Source organism: Eubacterium sp. BL-380-WT-2B (genome assembly GCF_009696115.1).
Classification (GTDB): domain Bacteria; phylum Bacillota; class Clostridia; order Eubacteriales; family Eubacteriaceae; genus Eubacterium; species Eubacterium callanderi.
This window is the reverse complement of sequence record NZ_VUMP01000006.1, coordinates 386,051-405,745: the sequence shown is the minus strand read 5'-3', so window position 1 is coordinate 405,745 and position 19,695 is coordinate 386,051. Positions and strand designations below refer to the sequence as shown.

17 protein-coding genes and 1 riboswitch are annotated in these 19,695 nt (G+C 47.4%); of the genes, 12 read left to right on the top strand and 5 right to left on the bottom strand.

Annotation, left to right across the window (positions count from 1 at the left end):
• The first annotated feature begins 7 nt into the window (after positions 1-7).
• Together groL and FYJ53_RS14185 are read left to right on the top strand one after the other, a co-directional pair.
• Positions 8-1,636, top strand: coding sequence for a chaperonin GroEL (groL, locus tag FYJ53_RS14190; protein WP_013379351.1), 1,629 nt, complete (start codon positions 8-10; stop codon positions 1,634-1,636).
• A 142-nt stretch (positions 1,637-1,778) separates the two neighbouring features.
• Complete coding sequence (locus tag FYJ53_RS14185; RefSeq protein WP_148428738.1) at positions 1,779-2,474, top strand: response regulator transcription factor; 696 nt, start codon at positions 1,779-1,781, stop codon at positions 2,472-2,474.
• Between the two features lie 17 nt (positions 2,475-2,491).
• Here the strand turns inward: FYJ53_RS14185 and FYJ53_RS14180 are convergent, their stop codons facing one another.
• Positions 2,492-4,222, bottom strand: a complete 1,731-nt coding sequence (locus FYJ53_RS14180) for a hypothetical protein (protein WP_154557387.1) — start codon at positions 4,220-4,222, stop codon at positions 2,492-2,494.
• Positions 4,223-4,260: 38 nt separating this feature from the next.
• Here FYJ53_RS14180 and FYJ53_RS14175 point away from each other — a divergent pair, with 38 nt between their 5' ends.
• From FYJ53_RS14175 to FYJ53_RS21170, 4 genes are all read left to right on the top strand, one after another.
• Entirely contained in the window at positions 4,261-6,273 is a 2,013-nt protein-coding gene (locus FYJ53_RS14175) for a sensor histidine kinase (protein WP_154557386.1), read from the top strand.
• 140 nt (positions 6,274-6,413) lie between these two features.
• Positions 6,414-7,328, top strand: coding sequence for a hypothetical protein (locus tag FYJ53_RS14170; protein ID WP_013379356.1), 915 nt, complete (start codon positions 6,414-6,416; stop codon positions 7,326-7,328).
• Between the two features lie 162 nt (positions 7,329-7,490).
• Entirely contained in the window at positions 7,491-8,741 is a 1,251-nt protein-coding gene (locus FYJ53_RS14165; protein WP_148428733.1) for a Glu/Leu/Phe/Val dehydrogenase, read from the top strand.
• 314 nt (positions 8,742-9,055) lie between these two features.
• Complete coding sequence (locus FYJ53_RS21170) at positions 9,056-9,343, top strand: arsenic metallochaperone ArsD family protein (protein WP_158308580.1); 288 nt, start codon at positions 9,056-9,058, stop codon at positions 9,341-9,343.
• 45 nt (positions 9,344-9,388) lie between these two features.
• Here the strand turns inward: FYJ53_RS21170 and FYJ53_RS14155 are convergent, their stop codons facing one another.
• Positions 9,389-9,619 carry a hypothetical protein gene (locus FYJ53_RS14155; RefSeq protein ID WP_038354041.1) on the bottom strand — a complete coding sequence of 77 codons (231 nt, stop codon included), beginning with the start codon at positions 9,617-9,619 and terminating at the stop codon, positions 9,389-9,391.
• Positions 9,620-9,707: 88 nt separating this feature from the next.
• Complete coding sequence (abc-f, locus tag FYJ53_RS14150; protein WP_148428731.1) at positions 9,708-11,645, bottom strand: ribosomal protection-like ABC-F family protein; 1,938 nt, start codon at positions 11,643-11,645, stop codon at positions 9,708-9,710.
• 167 nt (positions 11,646-11,812) lie between these two features.
• Between abc-f and FYJ53_RS14145 the strand changes: the two genes are divergently transcribed.
• The 6 genes from FYJ53_RS14145 (at position 11,813) to FYJ53_RS14120 (ending at position 17,504) form a co-directional block, all read left to right on the top strand.
• Positions 11,813-12,505, top strand: a complete 693-nt coding sequence (locus FYJ53_RS14145) for a DUF1538 domain-containing protein (protein WP_013379363.1) — start codon at positions 11,813-11,815, stop codon at positions 12,503-12,505.
• Complete coding sequence (locus FYJ53_RS14140) at positions 12,502-13,266, top strand: DUF1538 domain-containing protein (protein ID WP_013379364.1); 765 nt, start codon at positions 12,502-12,504, stop codon at positions 13,264-13,266. Before FYJ53_RS14145 ends, FYJ53_RS14140 begins: the two co-directional genes overlap by 4 nt.
• Before the next feature lie 67 nt (positions 13,267-13,333).
• Complete coding sequence (locus FYJ53_RS14135) at positions 13,334-13,684, top strand: P-II family nitrogen regulator (RefSeq protein ID WP_041689827.1); 351 nt, start codon at positions 13,334-13,336, stop codon at positions 13,682-13,684.
• Between the two features lie 158 nt (positions 13,685-13,842).
• Positions 13,843-14,487 (top strand): redox-sensing transcriptional repressor Rex, encoded by a 645-nt coding sequence (locus FYJ53_RS14130; protein ID WP_013379366.1) that lies wholly within the window; start codon positions 13,843-13,845, stop codon positions 14,485-14,487.
• A 96-nt stretch (positions 14,488-14,583) separates the two neighbouring features.
• Positions 14,584-14,664, top strand: a riboswitch (cyclic di-GMP riboswitch).
• Positions 14,665-14,687: 23 nt separating this feature from the next.
• A complete protein-coding gene (locus FYJ53_RS14125) occupies positions 14,688-16,811 on the top strand; it encodes an EAL domain-containing protein (protein WP_148428729.1) in 2,124 nt (707 codons plus the stop codon).
• 150 nt (positions 16,812-16,961) lie between these two features.
• Entirely contained in the window at positions 16,962-17,504 is a 543-nt protein-coding gene (locus FYJ53_RS14120) for a GNAT family N-acetyltransferase (RefSeq protein ID WP_148428727.1), read from the top strand.
• A 135-nt stretch (positions 17,505-17,639) separates the two neighbouring features.
• Here FYJ53_RS14120 and FYJ53_RS14115 read toward each other — a convergent pair whose 3' ends face one another.
• Both FYJ53_RS14115 and FYJ53_RS14110 read right to left on the bottom strand, forming a co-directional pair.
• Positions 17,640-18,614 carry an EamA family transporter gene (locus tag FYJ53_RS14115; protein ID WP_148428725.1) on the bottom strand — a complete coding sequence of 325 codons (975 nt, stop codon included), beginning with the start codon at positions 18,612-18,614 and terminating at the stop codon, positions 17,640-17,642.
• 29 nt (positions 18,615-18,643) lie between these two features.
• On the bottom strand, positions 18,644-19,669 hold the full coding sequence (locus FYJ53_RS14110) for a DMT family transporter (protein WP_090413450.1): 1,026 nt from the start codon (positions 19,667-19,669) through the stop codon (positions 18,644-18,646).
• Positions 19,670-19,695: the final 26 nt, after the last annotated feature.

Below are 19,695 nucleotides of genomic sequence, written 5' to 3'. Positions count from 1 at the left end.
GATTAAAATGGCAAAAGATATTAAATTCAGTGCAGACGCCAGAGAATCACTGATCGCTGGCGTAGATAAACTGGCAGACGCTGTCAAAGTAACCTTAGGACCAAAAGGAAGAAACGTTATCTTAGCAAAGAGCTACGGTGCTCCGACCATTACAAACGATGGTGTTACCATTGCTAAAGAAATTGAACTGGAAGACGCCTTTGAAAACATGGGCGCTCAGCTGGTTAAAGAAGTTGCTACCAAAACAAACGATGTAGCTGGTGATGGTACTACTACCGCTACCTTATTAGCTCAGGCTATTGTAAGAGAAGGTAACAGAAATGTTGTAGCCGGCGCGAATCCAATGGTTCTGAAAAAAGGGATCGAAAAGGCTGTGGAAGTTGTTGTTGACGAACTGAAAGCGAACAGCAAACCAGTAGAAACCAGAGAAGCAAAAGCTCAGGTTGCCTCTATTTCTGCCGCTGATACTGAAATCGGCGATTTAATCGCAGAAGCCATGACTAAAGTCGGCGACGACGGTGTTATCACTGTTGAAGAAGGCAAGGGCATGGGGACTGAACTGGAATTTACCGAGGGTATGCAGTTTGACAGAGGATACTTATCCGGCTACATGGTAACCGATACTGAAAAGATGGTTGCAGAATTAGACAACCCGTATATCTTAATTACAGACAAGAAAATCACAAATATCCAGGAATTACTCCCAGTGCTGGAACAGATTGTACAGCAGGGCGCTAAGCTCTTAATCATTGCTGAAGATGTTGAAGGCGAAGCTTTAACAACCTTAGTACTGAACAAATTAAGAGGAACCTTCAATTGTGTTGCTGTTAAAGCTCCTGGCTTTGGTGACAGAAGAAAAGCCATGTTACAGGATATCGCTGCTTTAACAGGAGGTCAGGTAATCTCCGAAGAAGTTGGCCTGGAACTGAAAAATGCCGATATGTCTATGTTAGGGCGTGCGCGTCAGGTTAAGGTTGACAAGGACAACACCATTGTTGTTGACGGCCAGGGTGACCGTGCAGTTGTTGAAGAAAGAGTTGCTCAGATCAAGGCTCAGATCCCTGAAACCACATCTGATTATGATAAAGAAAAATTACAGGAACGTCTGGCTAAACTGGCTGGCGGCGTAGCTGTAATTCAGGTTGGTGCTGCTACCGAAGTAGAACTGAAAGAACGCAAATACCGCATCGAGGACGCATTGAACGCGACAAGAGCTGGTGTTGAAGAAGGTATGGTACCTGGTGGTGGATCTGCATTCATCGAAACCTTAGACAAGGTAGACGCTTTAATCGAAACACTGGAAGGTGACGAAAAAATCGGTGCCACAATCATCCGCCGTGCCATTGAAGAACCCGTTCGTCAGATTGCTGAAAACGCTGGTCTTGAAGGCTCTGTTATCGTCAATGAACTGCGCAAGAAAGACACTGGTGTTGGTTTCAATGCTGCTACAGGCGAGTTTGTAAACATGATTGAAGCTGGTATCATCGACCCAACTAAGGTAACCCGTACAGCGATTCAGAATGCAGCCAGCATCTGCGCTATGTTCTTAACCACCGAAGTTGCTGTTGCTGATTTGCCAGAAGAAGCAGCTCCTGCAATGCCACCAATGGGCGGCGGCGGAATGCCAATGATGTAATAAAAGCCAATATAAATAAAGTGATATGATTTTATAGTAGGCAGGATATTAAGTGAAAGCTTAATATCCTGCTTTTTTAGTTTTCAAAATGGGCATTTTTATGTATAATGACTTTATTGGAGCTTAGGTAGGAGAGAGCAAAATGTATAATTTATTGATTGTAGACGACGATGCTTCGATACTGGAAGTAACAAGGATTTATTTTACCAGCCGCGGCTATAAGGTATACACGGCCCAGAACGCGGGGGAGTGCCTGAAGACCTCAGAGCATATGCCCCTGGACTGTATTGTGCTGGATGTGGCGCTGCCAGATATGGATGGTTTTGAGGTATGTGAAGAAGTAAAAAAGAAGACGAATGTCCCGATTATTTTTGTGTCAAATTATGCTGAAGAGGACAAGCGGATCAACGGTTTTGTTTCTGGCGGCGATGATTATGTCATCAAGCCCTTTAGCCTGAGAGAGCTTGAGTTGCGCATCTGCGCACGTATACGCCAACAGGAGGGAAAGACTAAATGCGGTGAAACACTGGATTTTGGAAAACTGAGTATCAACAAAGCGGCAAGGAGCGTAGCCTATAAGGAGGATATGATTTCTTTAACCGCGGCGGAATTTGATATTCTGTTTTTTCTGGCAAATCATGAAAATCAGGTGTTTTCCCAGAAAGATATTTTTGAAAGGGTGTGGAAGCTGCCGGATTTGGGAAACGCGCACACTGTTCAGGTCCATGTGGCGCAGATCAGGAGAAAGCTCAATTCCTTTTCTGAGGATCATCAGTACATCCAGACGGTTTGGGGAAAGGGCTATAAATTTGTTGCAGATAAAAAAGCTGAGGCGTAAATGCCTCAGCTTTAAAACTATTTTTTGAAAAAACGGGAGCGAAAGGCCGGGTTCAGCCAGAGAACCGCACCGATAAAAAACAGGATAACAAACAACAGACCCAATCTAGACCAGACATTGTAGGTGTCTGTGGCGGCCTGAGGATTGTTTTGATCTTTGGAGGAAATCACTGTGCTGCTATCTGATGAAGGCGTGTTTTTCCGAAGCTTGCCAGCATCATTTTGAGAAAGCGGCGAATTGCTTTTATTATCTCCGGAAGAGAAGCGTTTCGCTGCAGAAGAGCGGTTCGTAGCGTTGCCGAAAGGTGAGTATTCAAGCATATTCTCAAAGATATTGCTGTCCGTATTCCGATCAGGCTCATTTCTTCCGCCGCCGCCCCGGGTGCCGTCGATATCTTCAGGATCATCTCCGGTGAGAGGTAAAGATTTAAAGGTGCAGGTAACCGTATTGGAGTAACCTGCGAAGGAAGAGCCAGTTACCTTCAGTCGGTAGAGGGCTATGCCGGGTTCTTTCAGGATTTCTTCGTATAGGGCTTGGCCATCGTCATTTTGGCTGTAGGCCTGAGTGATATCCTCGCTGGTCCAACTGCTGCCACCATCGACTGATTTTTGAAGCTTTACAGAGGAGGCACCCGAAGGTGGGGTAAAGTTAAAGACGAGTCTGCATATTTTGACATCAGGCGTGGTGGTAACGCTCAGGTCGTCGATGGGCGTAGCTGTTTTAAAAGAAATATACGCTGTAGGTGTCTGGTTATTATCATTGAGGATATTCTCCTGCGTTTCCAGGGCTCCGGTGAGGGTAAAGGGTTCGTTTTTTTCAAGCCCCGCATCATAGACGATCCGGTCCCAGGTGACAGCCAAAGCAATGTAGCGGGTGTCATATGGGTTTTCGCTGTTTACGAGTTTTACAGTCATGTAGTTTGGCAATCCGCTCTCATTATATACAGTGAAAGGCGGCAACACAAAATTCAGCTCGTCGATTTCAGTGATGATCCACCGCGTGCCGTCATCGGAAAACTGGGGCGCTTTGGGTGTGAGCCGGCACAGGGTTCCTGTAACCCTGCCGTTTTGTGAAACGACAGAAACGGCTCCTTCGCCTTCAGCTGTAATGCGGCAGTTGCTCATGGAAATATCAGAGACCGTTGAAACACAGGCGCTGCCCGAGCCATCTGCTTTGACGAAGGTGTTGGACAAATAAAGCGGGTCGGGCTGTTCACAGACGATACCGCGTGCGTTGTCGCCGAAAGCCTGGATAAAGGTTGGTGCATGCAGCGTGCCGCCCACATCAATGGACCAGCTTGTGGGCTCGCCGCCCTCGTAAAAGAGCCCGGTGCCATTTTTTGCCGTAATGCTGCACTCCGCAAAGATCAGGGTTCCCATGCTTGAGGTACGGATCAGCCCCTCTGTGCCGCCGTCTCCAGTAATGGTGATGTTGGAGCCGATGAGCTCAAGCAGAGCGGTATCCTCAACATAAATATGGTAAGGGCCGGCCTCAATGGTGATAGGCGCGTCGGGCATATAGATGCTCAGAGAGTCCGTAATGATAAGATCCCCTCTGAGAACATAGGTACCGCCAATGTCCTGGTTCTCATCCAGCCATGCCTGAATAGCGTCGCAGCTGGGGGATGCCTCGGCCGGTGGGACTGGCGGGCCAATGACCATGGCACTTGCTTTTCCGGGAAGGATTCCGGCGCCTAAAAGGAGGATCATAAACAAAATAAAGTATTTTACTGAACGAATTGCTAACATACGGTTCTCCTTATAAATAATCGAAATGGAATGATGAGATGAAAAAGAAATTAAATGCTATTACAACCGGGCTGATTGTTTTAATCGTTTCTGCGGCCCTGTGCCTGGTGTTGATACAGCAGCTTTACCGGGTGGATAATAAGTATACCCAGACGACGCCGCAGGCAAAAGAAGGCGTTTTGACCCTGACAGCGGATGCTTTTTCAAGAGATAAGCTTTTTTGCCTGGTGGACGGATGGGCTTTTTACCAGGGAAAACAGATGAATCCAGAGGATTTTGCTGCGGATAGATCTGAACAGCCTGAACAGACAGAATACATTTATATCGGTGAGTACCCTGATTTTTCTATGCGCAATTTTCAGGTTTCCCCCTATGGGACCGGCGCCTATTACCTGAAAATCATCAACGAAGGCGAGCCTGTTATTTTGAGCATGGCCTTTCAGGAGATATTTTCGAGCGCGGCTATCTGGGTAAACGGTGAGCAGGTGGAAGCTCTGGGAAACATAGATCCTCAGCAGTATGAACCTTATATTAAAAACACAGTCGTCAGCTTTGAGGCGGGGGCGGAAACGGATATTCTCATCAATACTGCCAATTTTAGCCATTACTACAGCGGAATATATTATCCGCCGGTGTTGGGAGAGGCGAATGAAGTCAGCCATCTGATTTTTGTAAATCAGCTGTTTTACGCATTTCTGTGTATCTCCAGCCTGGTCATCGCTGTTTTTACATTGGTGGTCTGGATGTCTCCAGGGAGAGACAGGCTCTTTTTTTACTATGGACTCATGACGCTGTCCTTTGGACTGCATGTGGCTTATCAGCCGCTGCGCTGGATGGGAATTCCGCTGGCAGAATCCCTCTATGCGCTGGAGGACTGTACCAGCTATATTATGCTGTTATGCGTTATTGCTATCAGCAGTATTATATCACAGGTGGATCGGAAAAGCATCTACCGGACTTTTATTTTGCCGCTTTCTGCCACCATGTGCATGGTTTCAGTGGTGGTGCCGCTCCTGGTGCTGCCGGGCGCGCCCTGGCTGATCAACGCCTATGGCGGCTTCCTGGATTTTTATCAGCTTCTGGTCTTTGTTTACCTGATGACCGCCGCGGTTCTGGCCCTTAAAAGAAGGGAGACAAAGGCTTATTTCCTGATGGCTGCCAACGCCGTGTTTGGCATCAGCCTGCTGGTCCAGATTACCAGCAGCAACGCCTTTGAGCCTATTTATACTGGCTGGCAGAGCGAGTACTGCGGTTTTATTCTGGTACTGATCTTCGGTGGGATGATGGTATTTTACTACCGGCAGGTTTTGAGTGAAAACAGACGGCTCACAAAACATCTTGAGGAGGAAGTGGCTGTACGTACCAGAGAACTGACAACCCTGATGAACGAGCGTAAAAAATTTCTCTCTGATCTGGCCCATGATCTCAAAGCGCCGGTAACAGCCATCCAGGGGTTCATTGAGCTGGTAAAGTATGGCGATGTGCAGGTGGATGAGGAAGTTCAGCGCTATCTCGAGGTGATTAACCAGAAATCCAACGAAGTACAGACAAAGGTTCGCAGCCTCCAGGAGTTTACCAGCCAGGACGAGGCTGTCATGAAAAAGGAAAGAATGGATATTGGCGGGCTGCTGGATGACTTTTATGAAAACAACCGTCCGGATGCGGAGGCTAACGGCATAAGTTTCAGCATCATCAAGCCCGGGAAGCCCATTGAAATTCTGGGAAATCCAGAGCTTATTTACCGGGTATTTGAAAACCTGTTTTACAATGCCATGAGCTTCACACCCATGAACGGCAGGATCGTGGTTGAGGTTACGCTGGAGGAGGGCTGGGTGGTGATCCGGTTTTCCGATAACGGTGCGGGCATACCGCCGGATATTCTGCCAAAAATTTTCGACCGGTTTTATACCACCCGCGGTGAGAAAAATGACTCTCAGGGACTTGGGCTTTTCATTGTCCGCTACACTATAAAGGCTCACGGCGGCACTATCGAGGTAGTGTCGGAGATGGGGGAAGGGACGACCTTTACTATCCGGCTTAAAACCCTCTAAGCATGTTTAAGAAAGCTTCAAATAGCAGGGCGGTGTTCCCTTGTTTTCCAGAAGAAGGATAGTCTTAAACGACTTTTCAAAGAAACAGGCTTGTGATATAATGACTAAGAATTTTAAAAAGGAAAAAGATAGGAGGAGCAATGAACAGTATTAAGAAGATGTTATTTGTCTTGACTGGCTTACTGGTATTCGTTTGCCTCCCTGTTTTGGCAGAGGAGACAACGCCAAAGCAAACGACCTTGACAACAGAACCGTCGACGACGGTTGAATCTCAGACAACACCCTCTGCAGAGGAACCGCTGGCGATGCCGGATGAGGCTGTGACAGTAAGCCCGGAGGCAGAGGTACAGGAGGAAAATACCGAAGCGGTTACACCAGAGCAGACAGAGGAACAAGCGCCAGCGCCAGAAACTACGGTTCGGCAGCCGGAAGATAAAGCGGCTGTTCCAGAAATACCGAAAAATCTGGCAGAAGTCTTTGTGGATTCCAATGCCCTGAACAGCACTATCAGTATAGAGCTGAACGATGAAATTGTCAGCGGGCCTGGCAATAAAGTGCTGGCTGTCATACCGGCGGGTGCCAACTTCCGCGTGATTACAGAGCCGGCAGAGGGCAGCGAGCGTATGGCAGTCAACATGATGGTCAAAACCAAAGATGGCGCGGTGGCGTCCATCGAACCCTTAAGCGATGAAGGCAATGTGCAGGATTACCAGATGCCGGAGAATGCTGAGGGGATTTCAGGCGCTGTTTTTTTTGGCAACAGCGAAGAAAACACCAGCGATGAGGCTCGGAACTTTACTGTCTCGACTGCGTCGGACAATATTAATAAGCAGACCATTGTAAACAGTGAGGAAAAGCTGGAGTCTGCGGCAGGCAGCCTACAGACAGCGGACAATATCATGGGTGAGCAGGCCGGAGAAGCACAGCCAGAGATCTCAGAGGTCTCCGAAGCGCCATCCACTGGCGTTGAGGATAACATTGACTTTATCCCTCTGTTTTTATGTACACTGATGATCGCAGGTGTAACCCTGTGGTCCAGAAGAGTGTTAAATTAAAAATTCTTAAGACCGAATCCGACCCGGATTCGGTCTTTTGCTTTAGTGTATTAAAAAAAAGCCAAAGAATAGCAAAAAAATATTGTCTAATGTATACATTAATATTATAATATTTATTAAGGAAGCAACAATTTAATACAATACGTAGGAGGAACACGTAAAATGATGAGTGAATTTGAAATGTACCGACAGCAGTTGCGCAATGCAATTGATGAAATGGAACTGGATAATAAGGAAGCCGTATACGATCTTTTGAGCGAGGTTAACCGCTTTTACGAAGTATCTTTCCCAGTCCAGATGGACGATGGAACAAAGAAAGTCTTTAAGGGCTACCGTTCACAGCATAATTCCGCACTTGGACCAACAAAAGGTGGCTTAAGATTTCATCCAGGGGTTGACGAAGGCGAAGTAAAAGCATTATCTGCATGGATGTCAATGAAGTGTGCTGTAGCCGGTATCCCTTATGGCGGCGGTAAAGGCGGTATCACCGTTGATCCTAAGAAGCTTTCTGAACGTGAGCTTGAAAATCTAACAAGAGGCTTTGTGAAGGCAATGCATCCGGCGTTCGGTGAAAAGTTTGATATTCCGGCTCCAGACGTTAACACAAATGGCCAGATCATGTCCTGGATGATTGATGAATACAACGCCATCACCAGAAGCCAGAACATCGGCGTATTCACCGGTAAACCACTGGAACTGGGCGGTTCTCTGGGCAGAACCGAGGCCACCGGCTACGGCGTAGGCTTTACTGTGCGTGAAGCGGCTGCTAAAATTGGTCTGGACCTGAAGGGCGCGCGCGTTGTGCTCCAGGGCTTTGGCAATGTCGGAAGCTTTGCGGCGGAATGGCTCTACAAACAGGGCTGCAAGATTATCGCCATTGCTAACAGCCGTAATGGTCTTTATGACGCAGAAGGCATGAACATTCCTGCCTTAATGAAATATTACGAAGAAAACGGCAATGACCTGGCAGGCTATCCAGACGCAAAACCATTTGACAAAGACGAAGTTTTCTCAATCGAATGTGATATCCTCCTGCCATGTGGTCTGGGCGGAGCCATCACCAAGGACAACGCGGATAAAATCAATACAAAGATCATCAGCGAAGGCGCCAACGGACCGTTAACACCGGAAGCCGATGAGATTTTAATTAAAAAAGGCGTGTTTATTGTGCCGGATATCTTGGCAAACAGCGGCGGGGTTACCGTATCTTACTTTGAATGGGTTCAGAACCTTCAGGGCTACTACTGGAGCAAGGAAGAAGTTTTTGAAAAAGAAGAAGACCTGATCGTTAAAGCCTTCAACGGCGTATACGATGTACTGGTCAATGAAAAAGCCTCCAATATGCGTACAGCGGCATTCAATTACGCTATTAAGAAGATTGCAAAAGCCATGAAGCTTAAAGGCTGGTACTAATTTTGGCGTCAAAAACACCCGAACTGCTGCGTTGCAGCGTTTTTGAGCCTCAGTCACATATTTAAAATATGCTCCTTCGGCTAAAAAACGCCGCGCCTTGCATTTCGGGCGTTTTTATAGCCAGAATGGGAGAGGTGGTATATATAGCGTAAAAAATGCAAAAAGCATATAAAAACAACAATATATTGCGGTATACGTCAAAACGGCGTATACCGTTTTTTCTATTTTTTTCTATTGAAGGACAGATATTGCCATTAACTGGGGCGGGCGGACTGTGGTATAATAATGAAAACGAAAGAAAGCAGGTTTTGGGGATGGCAGAAATTAATATTTATGAAACGACACTCAATCATAACGGTGAGCAGGGAATCATTGATTTTGATGTGCTCCTGAAGGCTTTCCAGAATGCCGGGATCACCATTAATGTATTTAATATCTGGGATAATCCGAGCTTGATGACAGAGGTCCGTCCGGTGGAGCAGGTACTGCTGCAGGAGGGCGTTGAAGCAATGCCCATTACCGTTGTTGGCGGCGAAATCTGGAAAAAGGGCGCCTACCCGGATTATAATGAGCTCATGAAATGGAGCGCTAAAACAGAGTAATAAAAAAGCTGTATGACCTGTGCAAGGCCATACAGCTTTTCTTTTCTAAACCTCGTAGGGAATGCCGGCGAATACCTCCTGCATTTCCTCAGGCTCTGCGTTGTAAATTTTTAAGATGAGCCCGTTGACCAGCGTGATGATCTCCTGTGAATCCACAGTGCCGTCGTTGGCAGGCTTGGCGGCATAAAGCGCGCAGAGCATCTCGTTCCGGGTCGTTCCTGTAATGCCGCTGAACAGACTGTTCAGAACTCTTTTTTCCTGTTCGTTTAATTTCATATTTTTATCCCCTTGATTTCTGGTTTTAGATTATTATAACAATTATCCCATGACAATCAAGAGATTATCTGGCGGGATAAGAAGAATATTATTGTTCCTCCCATTCCTCGATTTCGAGCAGTAGCTCCTCCCAGCGCTCTGTCAGGCTGGCTACAGCCTCCCTGGCGGTATTATAGGCTACGGTTACAGCATTTACATTGTTCAGGTCGTCATAAAAATCATTTTGGCACATCTGGGCTTCATAATCTGCGATTTCGTTTTCCAGGTGCTCAATATCGGCTTCCACGGCTTTCAGTTCTTTCTTTTTACCGCGAAATGCGGCCTCCTGCTCCTTCTGCTTTTTACGGTCTGCCTTCTGTCTGGTTTTGGTGATCACCGTCCGGTTTTTCTCTGCCTCCAGGGCCTCCCGGAGGGCGGCCTCGTCCTTGTAATGGATATAGTCGTCGTAATTGCCAAGGGTGACCTCAATGCCGGTGGGGGTGAAGTTATAGATTTTGGTCGCCACCCGGTTGAGGAAGTAACGGTCATGAGAGATGAACAGGAGCGTTCCCTGATAGGCGATCAGAGCGTTCTCGAGAATCTCCTTTGTGCGCATATCAATGTGGTTGGTGGGCTCGTCCATGAGCAGGAAATTGGACTGGGACAGCATCAGGCGTGCCAGAAGAAGCCGGGCCTTTTCGCCGCCGGACAGAGAGCTCACAGCCTTAAACACATCGTCGCCGGTAAAAAGAAAGGCGGCCAGGATGCTCCGCAGCTCGCCCTTGGTAAAATGCATGTCAATGTCCCAGAGGGTCTCCAGGAGGTTTTTGTCATAAAACTGCTTTAAGTCATTGTTTTCCTGGTCATAATAGCCAATGTGGACCTTGTGGCCGTACTCGATGACGCCGCTGTCCCGCGACACCTTGTCCTGGATGATGCGGAACAGGGTGGTCTTGCCGATGCCGTTGGCGCCGATGATGCCCACCTTGTCGCCGCGGTGGATGTCAAAGGAAATATTTTCAAAAAGGGGCTGCCCATCAAAGGATTTTGACACATCGCGGACGGTCAGGACATCCTTGCCGCTCTGGATGCGGGGCTTAAAGTTGAAATGGGCGTCGGATTCTGTCTGAACCTTTTCCACCACCTCCATTTTTGCCAGAGCCTTTTCACGGCTGGCAGCGCGTTTGGAGCTGTGGACAGAGTTGTAACGGCGGAACCGGGCGATCATTTCCTGCTGACGCTTAATCTCGCGCATCTGCTGAGCATACTGGTGATCCAGATCCATGAGCAGCTTTTCTTTCTTTTCGACATAGGTGGTGTAGTTTCCGCTGTAGCTGTCCAGGGAATGGCGTGAGACCTCCAAAATACGGCCGCAGACCTTATCCAGAAAGTAGCGGTCATGGGAGATGATGACAAAGGCGCCGTCATAGGCCTTCAGAAACTGCTCCAGCCATTGGAGGGAGTCGATGTCCAGGTAGTTGGTGGGCTCGTCGAGGAGCAGAAGCTCAGGCTCCTGAAGCAGGTTGCGCCCCAGGGCGGCCCGGGTTTTTTCGCCGCCTGACAGGACGCCAAAGGGCTTTGCCATATCCTCATCGGTAAAGCCGAGTCCCTTGGCAATACCCCGGATGCGGCTGGGATATTCATAGCCCTTCTGCTCTGCAAAGCGGTCCTGCAGCTCGCCGTAGGTTTTCATGACCTTTTCCTGCTCTGCGCCGTCTGTTTCGCCGATCTGGTGCTCCAGCTCACGCAGACGCTCCTCCATTTTGATGAGAGGCTCAAAGACAGAGAGGAAGAGGGCGTCCAGCGTGGTGTCCGCGGGAAAATCGGCTTCCTGGGCCAGATAACCGATGGTCAGGTTGGATTTTTTGCTGATGACGCCGCTGTCGGGGGTAAGCTGGCCGGCCAAGAGCTTGAGAAAGGTGGATTTGCCTGAGCCGTTGCGCCCCACCAGGCCGATCATTTCCTTTTCTTGTATGGAGAGGCTCAGCTGGTTAAAAATTTCATTGATGCCGTAACTAAAACTAAGATTTTCAATGTTGATAAGCATAAGGTTTTCTGCCTGTTCTTTCCATAGTATTCCTTATATATGATACCAAAAAAGAGGGTGTATGTCGACTGCGGACAGGGGCAGGGAAAAGAAATTTGCAAAATGATGAATATTTTGCATCTAAGTGGGTATAAAAAGAATGTATTCCAAAATGAGGAGGAGGTTTGATGAAAAAACTGCTTAATAGCTTTAAAGAAGTTCTTGTATCAATTTTGCCAATGACGGTTCTGATTATGATCATCAGTGGTATCTGGGCGCCCTTTACGTCTGAAATGCTTGTGTCCTTTATCGGCGGTGCCATCATGATGATGATCGGCATGGCGCTTTTTTTGTTTGGTGCGGATATCTCCATGATGGAGGTCGGCGAACGTGTGGGAAGCTTTCTGGTCTCCCGGAGAAGCCTGAAAATTTTGATTGCCGCCGGTTTTTTTGTGGGCATGTTCGTGACCATTGCCGAGCCGGATGTGCAGGTACTGGCCGGCCAGGTGGCCGCAGTCTCGGATGGAACGATCAATCGGACAATGCTTATCGCTGTGGTCGGGGTCGGGGTCGGTATTTTCCTGGTCATCGCCCTGCTGCGGTTTGTTTTCCAGATGAAGCTGTACCATATCCTGATCGTCGGATATATTGCTGTTTTTGCCCTGTCCTTTTTTACCAACCCTGAGATGGCGCCAGTAGCCTTTGATTCCGGCGGCGTTACCACTGGTCCCATCACAGTGCCCTTTATACTGAGTCTGGGCAGTGGGATTACCAGCGGCGTAAGAACCAGCAGGGAAGGAACAGACAGTTTTGGGATGGTCGCCCTGTCCTCACTCGGGCCGGTGTTGGCCGTCATGATTTTGGGGGTGATCTTCCGATGAATCAGATATATCATTTATTTCACGGCATGGCAGAGGTGGCATGGGAGGTTTTTCTGGCCATTTTGCCCATTGTGTTGATTTTCCTGTTTTTAAACGCCATTGCACTGCGGCTGCGGGCGCCTATCATCAAGCGGATTATGGGTGGCTTTGTGGTGACCTATCTGGGGCTGGTATTGTTTCTCCAGGGTGTAAATATTGCCTTTGTGCCCGCAGGTGAGTTTCTGGGAACAGCGCTCGCAGAGCTTGAGTACAGCTGGATTCTCATTCCGCTGGGCTTTGCCATTGGCTTTCTTGTCGCCTTTGCCGAGCCGGCCGTCCAGGTCATGGTTAAGCAGGTTGAGGAAATGACCAGCGGCGCCATCAAGGCGCGGGTTATGCTGCTGGCCATCTCACTGGGGGTAGCGTTGGCGGTTATGACAGCCATGATCCGGCTGCTGGCCGGTATCTCCCTCTGGTGGATTCTGGTTCCCGGCTATATACTGGCCTTTATTCTCGGCCGTTTTGTGGAGCCGAATTTTCTGGCTATGGCCTTTGATAACGGCGGCGTGGCTACTGGTCCAATGTGCTCGACCTTTATTCTGTCCCTCTCAGTAGCTGTGGCAGGCGCGACACCGGGTCGTAATCCGCTGCTGGACGGCTTTGGCGTCGTGGCTCTAATTGCTCTCGCACCGATCCTGACAACCCTGTTCCTGGGCTTTTTTTACAAGCAGAAAGAAGCCTATAGAAAAAGGCAGTGCAAAAAACAGTCCAGTGATTCTTAATCGGTATTGACAGAAGATTTTAATCATATATAATATGTAGATTACTTAGCGAATGATGGAGGAAAAAATGGAAGACAGAAATAAAATTAAAACCGAACTGATTGTGGTGATTGTGGAAAAGGATATGTCCGGCGAGGTCATTGACGCAGCCAAACAAGGCGGTGCTGACGGAGCGACTGTTATGTACGGCCGCGGATCCGGGATTCATGAGAACGCGCGGTTTTTCGGTATTACCATAGAGCCGGAGAAGGAGATTGTTTTGATTCTTGTGGACGCGGCCATAAGGAACGCGGTGCTCTGCTCAATCCAGAAAAAAATCGAAATTGACAGGCCGGGTATGGGTATCGCTTTTGTGCTGGATGTCGCTAAGGTGATCGGCAGCCCGCATCTTAACCTGATGTCAGATATTACAGATTAATTGCTTTTAAAGACACACCGAAGGCGCATATTGCTTGGTTTCTGAAAGATTCAAAAAACTTTGACACTTTTTTGATTAATTCGGTCATAAAAATTGACGTTTTTTTAACAACTTGATATAATAAAAAGGATAAGTACGACGCAGGAGGGGAGTGCAGAATGCAAACTTTTTCAAAAAGGGTATCGATGACAGTTGTTAAGCGTCTGCCCAAGTATTACCAGTATTTAACCGATTTACAGGATCAACATATTGAAAAAATCTCGTCTAAGGAGCTGGCGGCAATGATGGGGCTGACGGCTTCACAAATCCGGCAGGATTTGAATTCTTTTGGTGCTTACGGGCAGCAGGGATATGGCTATAAGGTAAAAGAGCTGAAGGAGGCCATTCGCAAAATTCTGGGGCTTGATCTCCAGTATAACTGCATTATTATTGGTTCTGGAAACCTGGGGCACGCCATTGTCAATTATGAGCGTTTTAAGGAAGAAGGCATCCATTTCAAGGCCATGTTTGATGTGGACCCGGATCAGATCGGTAAGAAGGTCGGCAATGTAACAGTCTACCATATGGATGATCTTGACGCCTTTGTCGCGCACCACAAAATTGATATCTGTATCCTGAGTGTGCCGCAGAAGGTTGGGCAGGAAACCACTGATCGTGTTGTAGAACTGGGCATCAAGGCGATTCTGAACTTTGTTCCTCTGGACCTGACAGTGCCCGATGACGTGGTGGTAGAGAGTGTAAATATCACCGACAGCCTTTTCACGCTGACCTATCTGATTAACGAAGAGGACGACGACGAATAAATGTATAAAGCAGGCTTTAAGCCTGTTTTTTTGTAAAAAATAGGAGTTGTGTTTCAAAAAAATCTATTATATAATAGAAGCTGGTTATAAATAGAATTAATATCAGGGCAAATCTGTTGAAAGACAGAGACGCAAAGCTAAAGGGCCTAAACAACCACTATCAACTGAGCTGCAGTTAAACCCACAATAGGAGCTGTAAAATGGCAGAAGAGAAGATGAATAAAAACATTGAAAAGAATATTTACGATGTGGCTTTGCGCAATATTTACGACGAGCTCTATGAACTGAACGTTACAAGAAACCGTTATCGCATTATCTACCATGTGGAGAATAAGTATGTGACACCGCCGGAAGAAGGCATATTATCGGAGGCTGTTGCCGATGTGGCCGAACACATGATCCACCCGGAGGATTCGAAACGGTTTTTGGAATTTTTTGATCTCGATAAAGTATACGCGACTCTGGAATCCGGAAAGGGCAGCGTTATCGGCGAGTTCCGTAAGTTATGGGTAGATGGGGATTTTCACTGGGCTTCGTTGACGGTTTTTCCGGCAGTCTCTGGCGGTGGTGAGGATGAGATACTGCTCTGCTTTATCATGGATATCGGTTACAAGAAGCAGCTGGAAGACATTGAAAAAGAAAACGAGAGTCTCCAGAAAAAGCAGATGGACGATGAGCGTTACCGTCTGGTCATCGAGCAGACGAATACCCTGGTATTTGAATGGATTATTGGGACAAGCCAGCGCTACTATGCGCCCAAATTCTCTGAAATATTCATGGGTAGCTATGACGGACGGGATATCAAGGAAATATGGCTTGACGACGAGGTGGTCCACCCCAAGGATATTGATGTATTAAAGCAGAAAATGAGTATGGAGGCCATCAGTAACGGGCAGGTGGAGATGGAGATACGCCTTTGCAACAAAGAAGGACGCTACATCTGGTGCAAAGTGGTCTTCAATGTGCTTTATAATGAGGATGGCAGCATCAAGCGGGTGGTCGGTACTCTGAACAATATCGACGAATCCAAGCGCGTCCACGAAACTCTGAAGTATAGGGCAGAGTTTGATTTGCTGACCGGTATCTACAATATCAACACCTTTTACGCCCAGGCTGAGAGGTTGGTCAGGGAGCATCCATGCCAGAAATTTGCCGTGGTGCGTCTGGATGTCAACCGTTTTAAATTTATTAACGACCTGTACGGGCGTGAGGAGGGCAATCGCCTGCTCCGCTTTATGGCGACGGTTATCTCGGCCAACATGGGGACTATGGATGCCTTTGGGCGGATGAACAGTGATGTGTTTTGCCTTTGTATGTCCTATGCTTCAGGCGATCCTCTGCTCGTGCGCATAAAAAAGATTTTAAAAGAGATCAACCAGTTTTCGGAGAGCTATCAGGTCATGCCCTCCTGTGGAATTTGTATTGTGAAAGACCGCGATACCCAGATGAGTATTCTCTGCGATTGGGCAAATCTGGCCCAGAAAACCATAAAGGGAAGCCTGATCAAGCAGTGGGCCTTTTATGATAAAAAGCTGAGAGCCAAGCAGCTTGATGAGCGGCGCATTGAAAATGAAATGAATGAGGCTCTTAACAAACGCCAGTTCAAGGTATACCTCCAGCCCAAGCACAACGTGCAGAACGGCTCGGTGATCGGCGCTGAGGCGCTGGTGCGGTGGGACCACCCCGAGAGGGGGTTCCTGACCCCCGACAGGTTCATTCCGCTCTTTGAGCGCAACGGTTTTATCATCAAGCTGGACGAATATGTCTGGGAAGAGACCTGCCGGATCATCAAATCCTGGCTGGACAGGGGGATGGTGGCAGTTCCAGTATCAGTCAATGTGTCCAGAGTACAGGTGTACAACCCGAATTTTTATAAAAAGCTGCTGAACATTATTCGAAGGTACGATATTCCCAAAAAGCTTTTGGAGGTCGAGTTGACCGAGAGCAGCTTTGTGGAGAACACTGTAGACCTGTACCGCGGCATGGAGCGCCTGAGAGAGGAGGGAATCTCCTTTTCAATGGACGATTTTGGGTCAGGCTACTCCTCGCTCAATATGCTTAAAAATGTTCCGGTCAACACCATCAAGCTGGATCGTGAATTCTTTAACGAGAGTGTGGCGACCCAGAAGGGCAAGACCATCATTGAGCATACCATTGGCATGATCAATGATCTGAAGCTTCAGGTCATTGCCGAGGGTGTGGAGACCAACGAGCAGGCAGCCTTCCTGAATGACTGCGGATGTCTGGCGGCCCAGGGCTATTATTATTCCAGACCCATGCCGGTAGATGAGTTCGAAAAACAATTTTTAAAAGAGAATAACTAAAAAAGAGCTGAGTGGCACAGCTCTTTTTTGACGCGTTAACTTTATGACCTGCCTTGTAGCAATGGTGTTTTTAAGGATCAGGGTTTATAAATCGTTTTGAAAAAATATAGGTGCAGTCTTTATTTTAAGAGCGGCAAGGAGTACAGCTTTATGCAGATAGAATTAAATGAGATATTGATCAGGGATTTTCGTCGAAAAGATGCCGAGCCTCTTCATAGCATTGTGCGCGAAAGTGCAATTGTCAAGTTTATGAAAGATTGGTCTGAGAATGCCAAAAATCCTGAAGATTTTTATGGATTTATAGATTGGCTGCAAACAAAGAAAGCATCAACGGATATTTTTGAAAACAAACGATATGCTATTGTGTTAAAAAAAACAGACGAACTAATTGGAATGGTTGGTATGGGACTTAAAGATACATTAAACGAAGTTGAGGTTGCATACTTCATGAGCGAGAAGTATCAACACAGAGGCTATACAAAAAAGGCAGTAACTGCTCTTGTTAACTGGTGTTTTCAAGTGTCAGATGTTCCCTATTTAATTTTAACGATCGATTGTATAAATACACCTTCCTGCAAGCTGGCAGATAGCTGTGGTTTTGAATTATTTGAAAAAAGGACCCCTATTGGACATATTCAACCTAATATGGGAAGTGACAGCTATTATTACTATCGTATATACAGGAAAGGCTGAAATACCATAATTTAAAGAATTTCTGCAAAAGATTGTAAAAAAGTTATGAAGCGATTTTACCTTTAAAATCAAAAAATGGCAGCCTATACCTCAATCGGTACGGCTGCCATTTTTTTCTTTTCATTTCCAGATTTATCACTCGTTTTGAACCGCTTTTTTCTTTTCATTCCGTTTTGCCTGGGCTTCATCGGCCTTGTCACCAGTATACTGCATATAGACAATGGCGCACACAGCAATGACCATCCCGACGATTTGGAGGGAGCCGAGATGCTGGCTCAGGACGAGAAAGCCCAAAAGCGCGGCTGTGGTGGGTTCAAGGACAAAGGTCAGGGAAGCCGTCGAGGCTTCGATATAATTGTAAGAAACGGCGATGGTCCCATAGGAGATGACCAGAACGGCAAAGTAGCCGAGCAGCATGAGCCACATGGTCAGGCCGCCTGAAGGGGCAGCGGCCGCGAATTCCCGGAACACCTCGGCTGGCGTGGTCTTAAAGGAAAAAACGATGAGGCCCATAGCGTTGGAATAGACCAGATAGGCCAGATAAGAAACGCCGTTTGAAATGTGAAAATAATCAAAAAGGTAGGCGAAAGCTAAGCTGAAACAGTTGGCCAGCCCCCAGAAAATACCAATGGTTGTAATATCGCTGACATGTGTGCCGAAAAGATTGAGTACCAGCACCATTCCAAAAACGGCAATGACACAGGCGATCACCTTTTCTCTGGTAATCTTCGATTTAAAAAAGATGCGCATCAGAAAAACCAGAACAATGGCGTTCGAGAAATCCAACAGCGAGGCGACAGCGATGGGCAGCGTGTTAAAAGACCGGATCGAGGTATAAATATAAATAGGCGATGCGATCATTCCACTGCACACAATGAGGGTAAAATAGAACAGCTTCCTAGGCAGCTTGAGAACCTTTGGCTGTGTGACAAGGGTGTAGATAAGGTAAAAAGATAAGACAGCCAGCGGCGTAAAAGTCGACATGGCGTTTTCGGAAATGCCAAGGCTGTCAAAATAGTTCAGAAACACACCAAAGGTACCGGTAGCCACCGCGGAGGAAGCGGCCAGCAGGACGCCGTAGGCGGCGCCTTTATGCCTGAGAAGAGACATTATCTTTCACACTCCTTTGGACATGAAGGCTATTCGACGTCAACTTCAGGATTTGCATTTGCAGAATCCTGGTTGAGACCTGTGGCTTTGGCCTGGGCGGCAAGCTCGGCCTTTTCGCGTTTGCCCTCGGAGTATTGCATATAAACAATGGCGCAAACCGCAATGGCGATCCCCAGCATCTGGAGAGGCGTCAGCGTTTCGTGCAGTATAATAAAGCCAAGAATGGCCGCGACACTGGGTTCCAGAACAAAAGTGAGCGCGCCGTAGGAGGCGTCGATATAGTTATAACAGGCCGTAATAGAATAGTAAGACCACATGAGCACCGCACAGTAAACAAGGGCAACCACAATGACGATGGCGCCGTTTGCGGAAACAGATTCCATGATGTTCTGGCCGACCGCCGCTGGATTAGAGGTGATCAGCAGGATGATGGAGCTGCACAGGCAGGCATAAATCTGAGTGGTGATAACCGGCACATCATGGCTGATGTGGAAATAGTCAATGGAATAAACAAACGCCAGGGCACAGGCAACCGCCACGCCCCAGAAGATTCCCATGCTCGTGATTGGGACACTGTCATCCGGCGCCACAGCGCCGAAGGTAATAACCTGAAGCACCAGCATAATACCGACAATGGCCAGCACACAGCAGATCAGTTTTTCCTTAGTAATCTTCTGCTTAAACAGAATCCGCATCAAAAACACCAAAACGATGGAATTTGAGAAGTGGAACAGGGAAGCGATGGCCATGGGCAGATTGGCGAATACACGTACATAAGTAAAATTATACAGCGGATACAAAACAAAACCGCTGACCACAATCATTGTAAAATAATACAGCTTTTTCGGCGCTAGGAGCAGCCTGCGGTCCTTGATGAGCGCGATCAGTAAAAAAGCAATAAACATAAATACCGGGCCGATGAGGGTAACCGTATCATCGCTGAGCCCAAAGGCCGACAGGTAGTGCAGAAAGATGCCAAAGGTACCGGTCGCAACCGCGGAGCTGCACGCCAGAAAGATACCAAACCCGACGCCTTTTCTTTTCTTTGCGTCCATTTTTTTCTCCTTTATAAGAACTTAAA

Coding starts and splice junctions, on each gene's coding strand:
- FYJ53_RS14135 (WP_041689827.1), top strand. CDS start 13,334: ATGGAAGACAGAAATAAAATTAAAACCGAACTGATTGTGGTGATTGTG.
- FYJ53_RS14145 (WP_013379363.1), top strand. CDS start 11,813: ATGAAAAAACTGCTTAATAGCTTTAAAGAAGTTCTTGTATCAATTTTG.
- FYJ53_RS14120 (WP_148428727.1), top strand. CDS start 16,962: ATGCAGATAGAATTAAATGAGATATTGATCAGGGATTTTCGTCGAAAA.
- FYJ53_RS14125 (WP_148428729.1), top strand. CDS start 14,688: ATGGCAGAAGAGAAGATGAATAAAAACATTGAAAAGAATATTTACGAT.
- abc-f (WP_148428731.1), bottom strand. CDS start 11,645: ATGCTTATCAACATTGAAAATCTTAGTTTTAGTTACGGCATCAATGAA.
- FYJ53_RS14180 (WP_154557387.1), bottom strand. CDS start 4,222: ATGTTAGCAATTCGTTCAGTAAAATACTTTATTTTGTTTATGATCCTC.
- FYJ53_RS14165 (WP_148428733.1), top strand. CDS start 7,491: ATGATGAGTGAATTTGAAATGTACCGACAGCAGTTGCGCAATGCAATT.
- FYJ53_RS14175 (WP_154557386.1), top strand. CDS start 4,261: ATGAAAAAGAAATTAAATGCTATTACAACCGGGCTGATTGTTTTAATC.
- FYJ53_RS14140 (WP_013379364.1), top strand. CDS start 12,502: ATGAATCAGATATATCATTTATTTCACGGCATGGCAGAGGTGGCATGG.
- FYJ53_RS21170 (WP_158308580.1), top strand. CDS start 9,056: ATGGCAGAAATTAATATTTATGAAACGACACTCAATCATAACGGTGAG.
- groL (WP_013379351.1), top strand. CDS start 8: ATGGCAAAAGATATTAAATTCAGTGCAGACGCCAGAGAATCACTGATC.
- FYJ53_RS14110 (WP_090413450.1), bottom strand. CDS start 19,669: ATGGACGCAAAGAAAAGAAAAGGCGTCGGGTTTGGTATCTTTCTGGCG.
- FYJ53_RS14115 (WP_148428725.1), bottom strand. CDS start 18,614: ATGTCTCTTCTCAGGCATAAAGGCGCCGCCTACGGCGTCCTGCTGGCC.
- FYJ53_RS14130 (WP_013379366.1), top strand. CDS start 13,843: ATGCAAACTTTTTCAAAAAGGGTATCGATGACAGTTGTTAAGCGTCTG.
- FYJ53_RS14170 (WP_013379356.1), top strand. CDS start 6,414: ATGAACAGTATTAAGAAGATGTTATTTGTCTTGACTGGCTTACTGGTA.
- FYJ53_RS14185 (WP_148428738.1), top strand. CDS start 1,779: ATGTATAATTTATTGATTGTAGACGACGATGCTTCGATACTGGAAGTA.
- FYJ53_RS14155 (WP_038354041.1), bottom strand. CDS start 9,619: ATGAAATTAAACGAACAGGAAAAAAGAGTTCTGAACAGTCTGTTCAGC.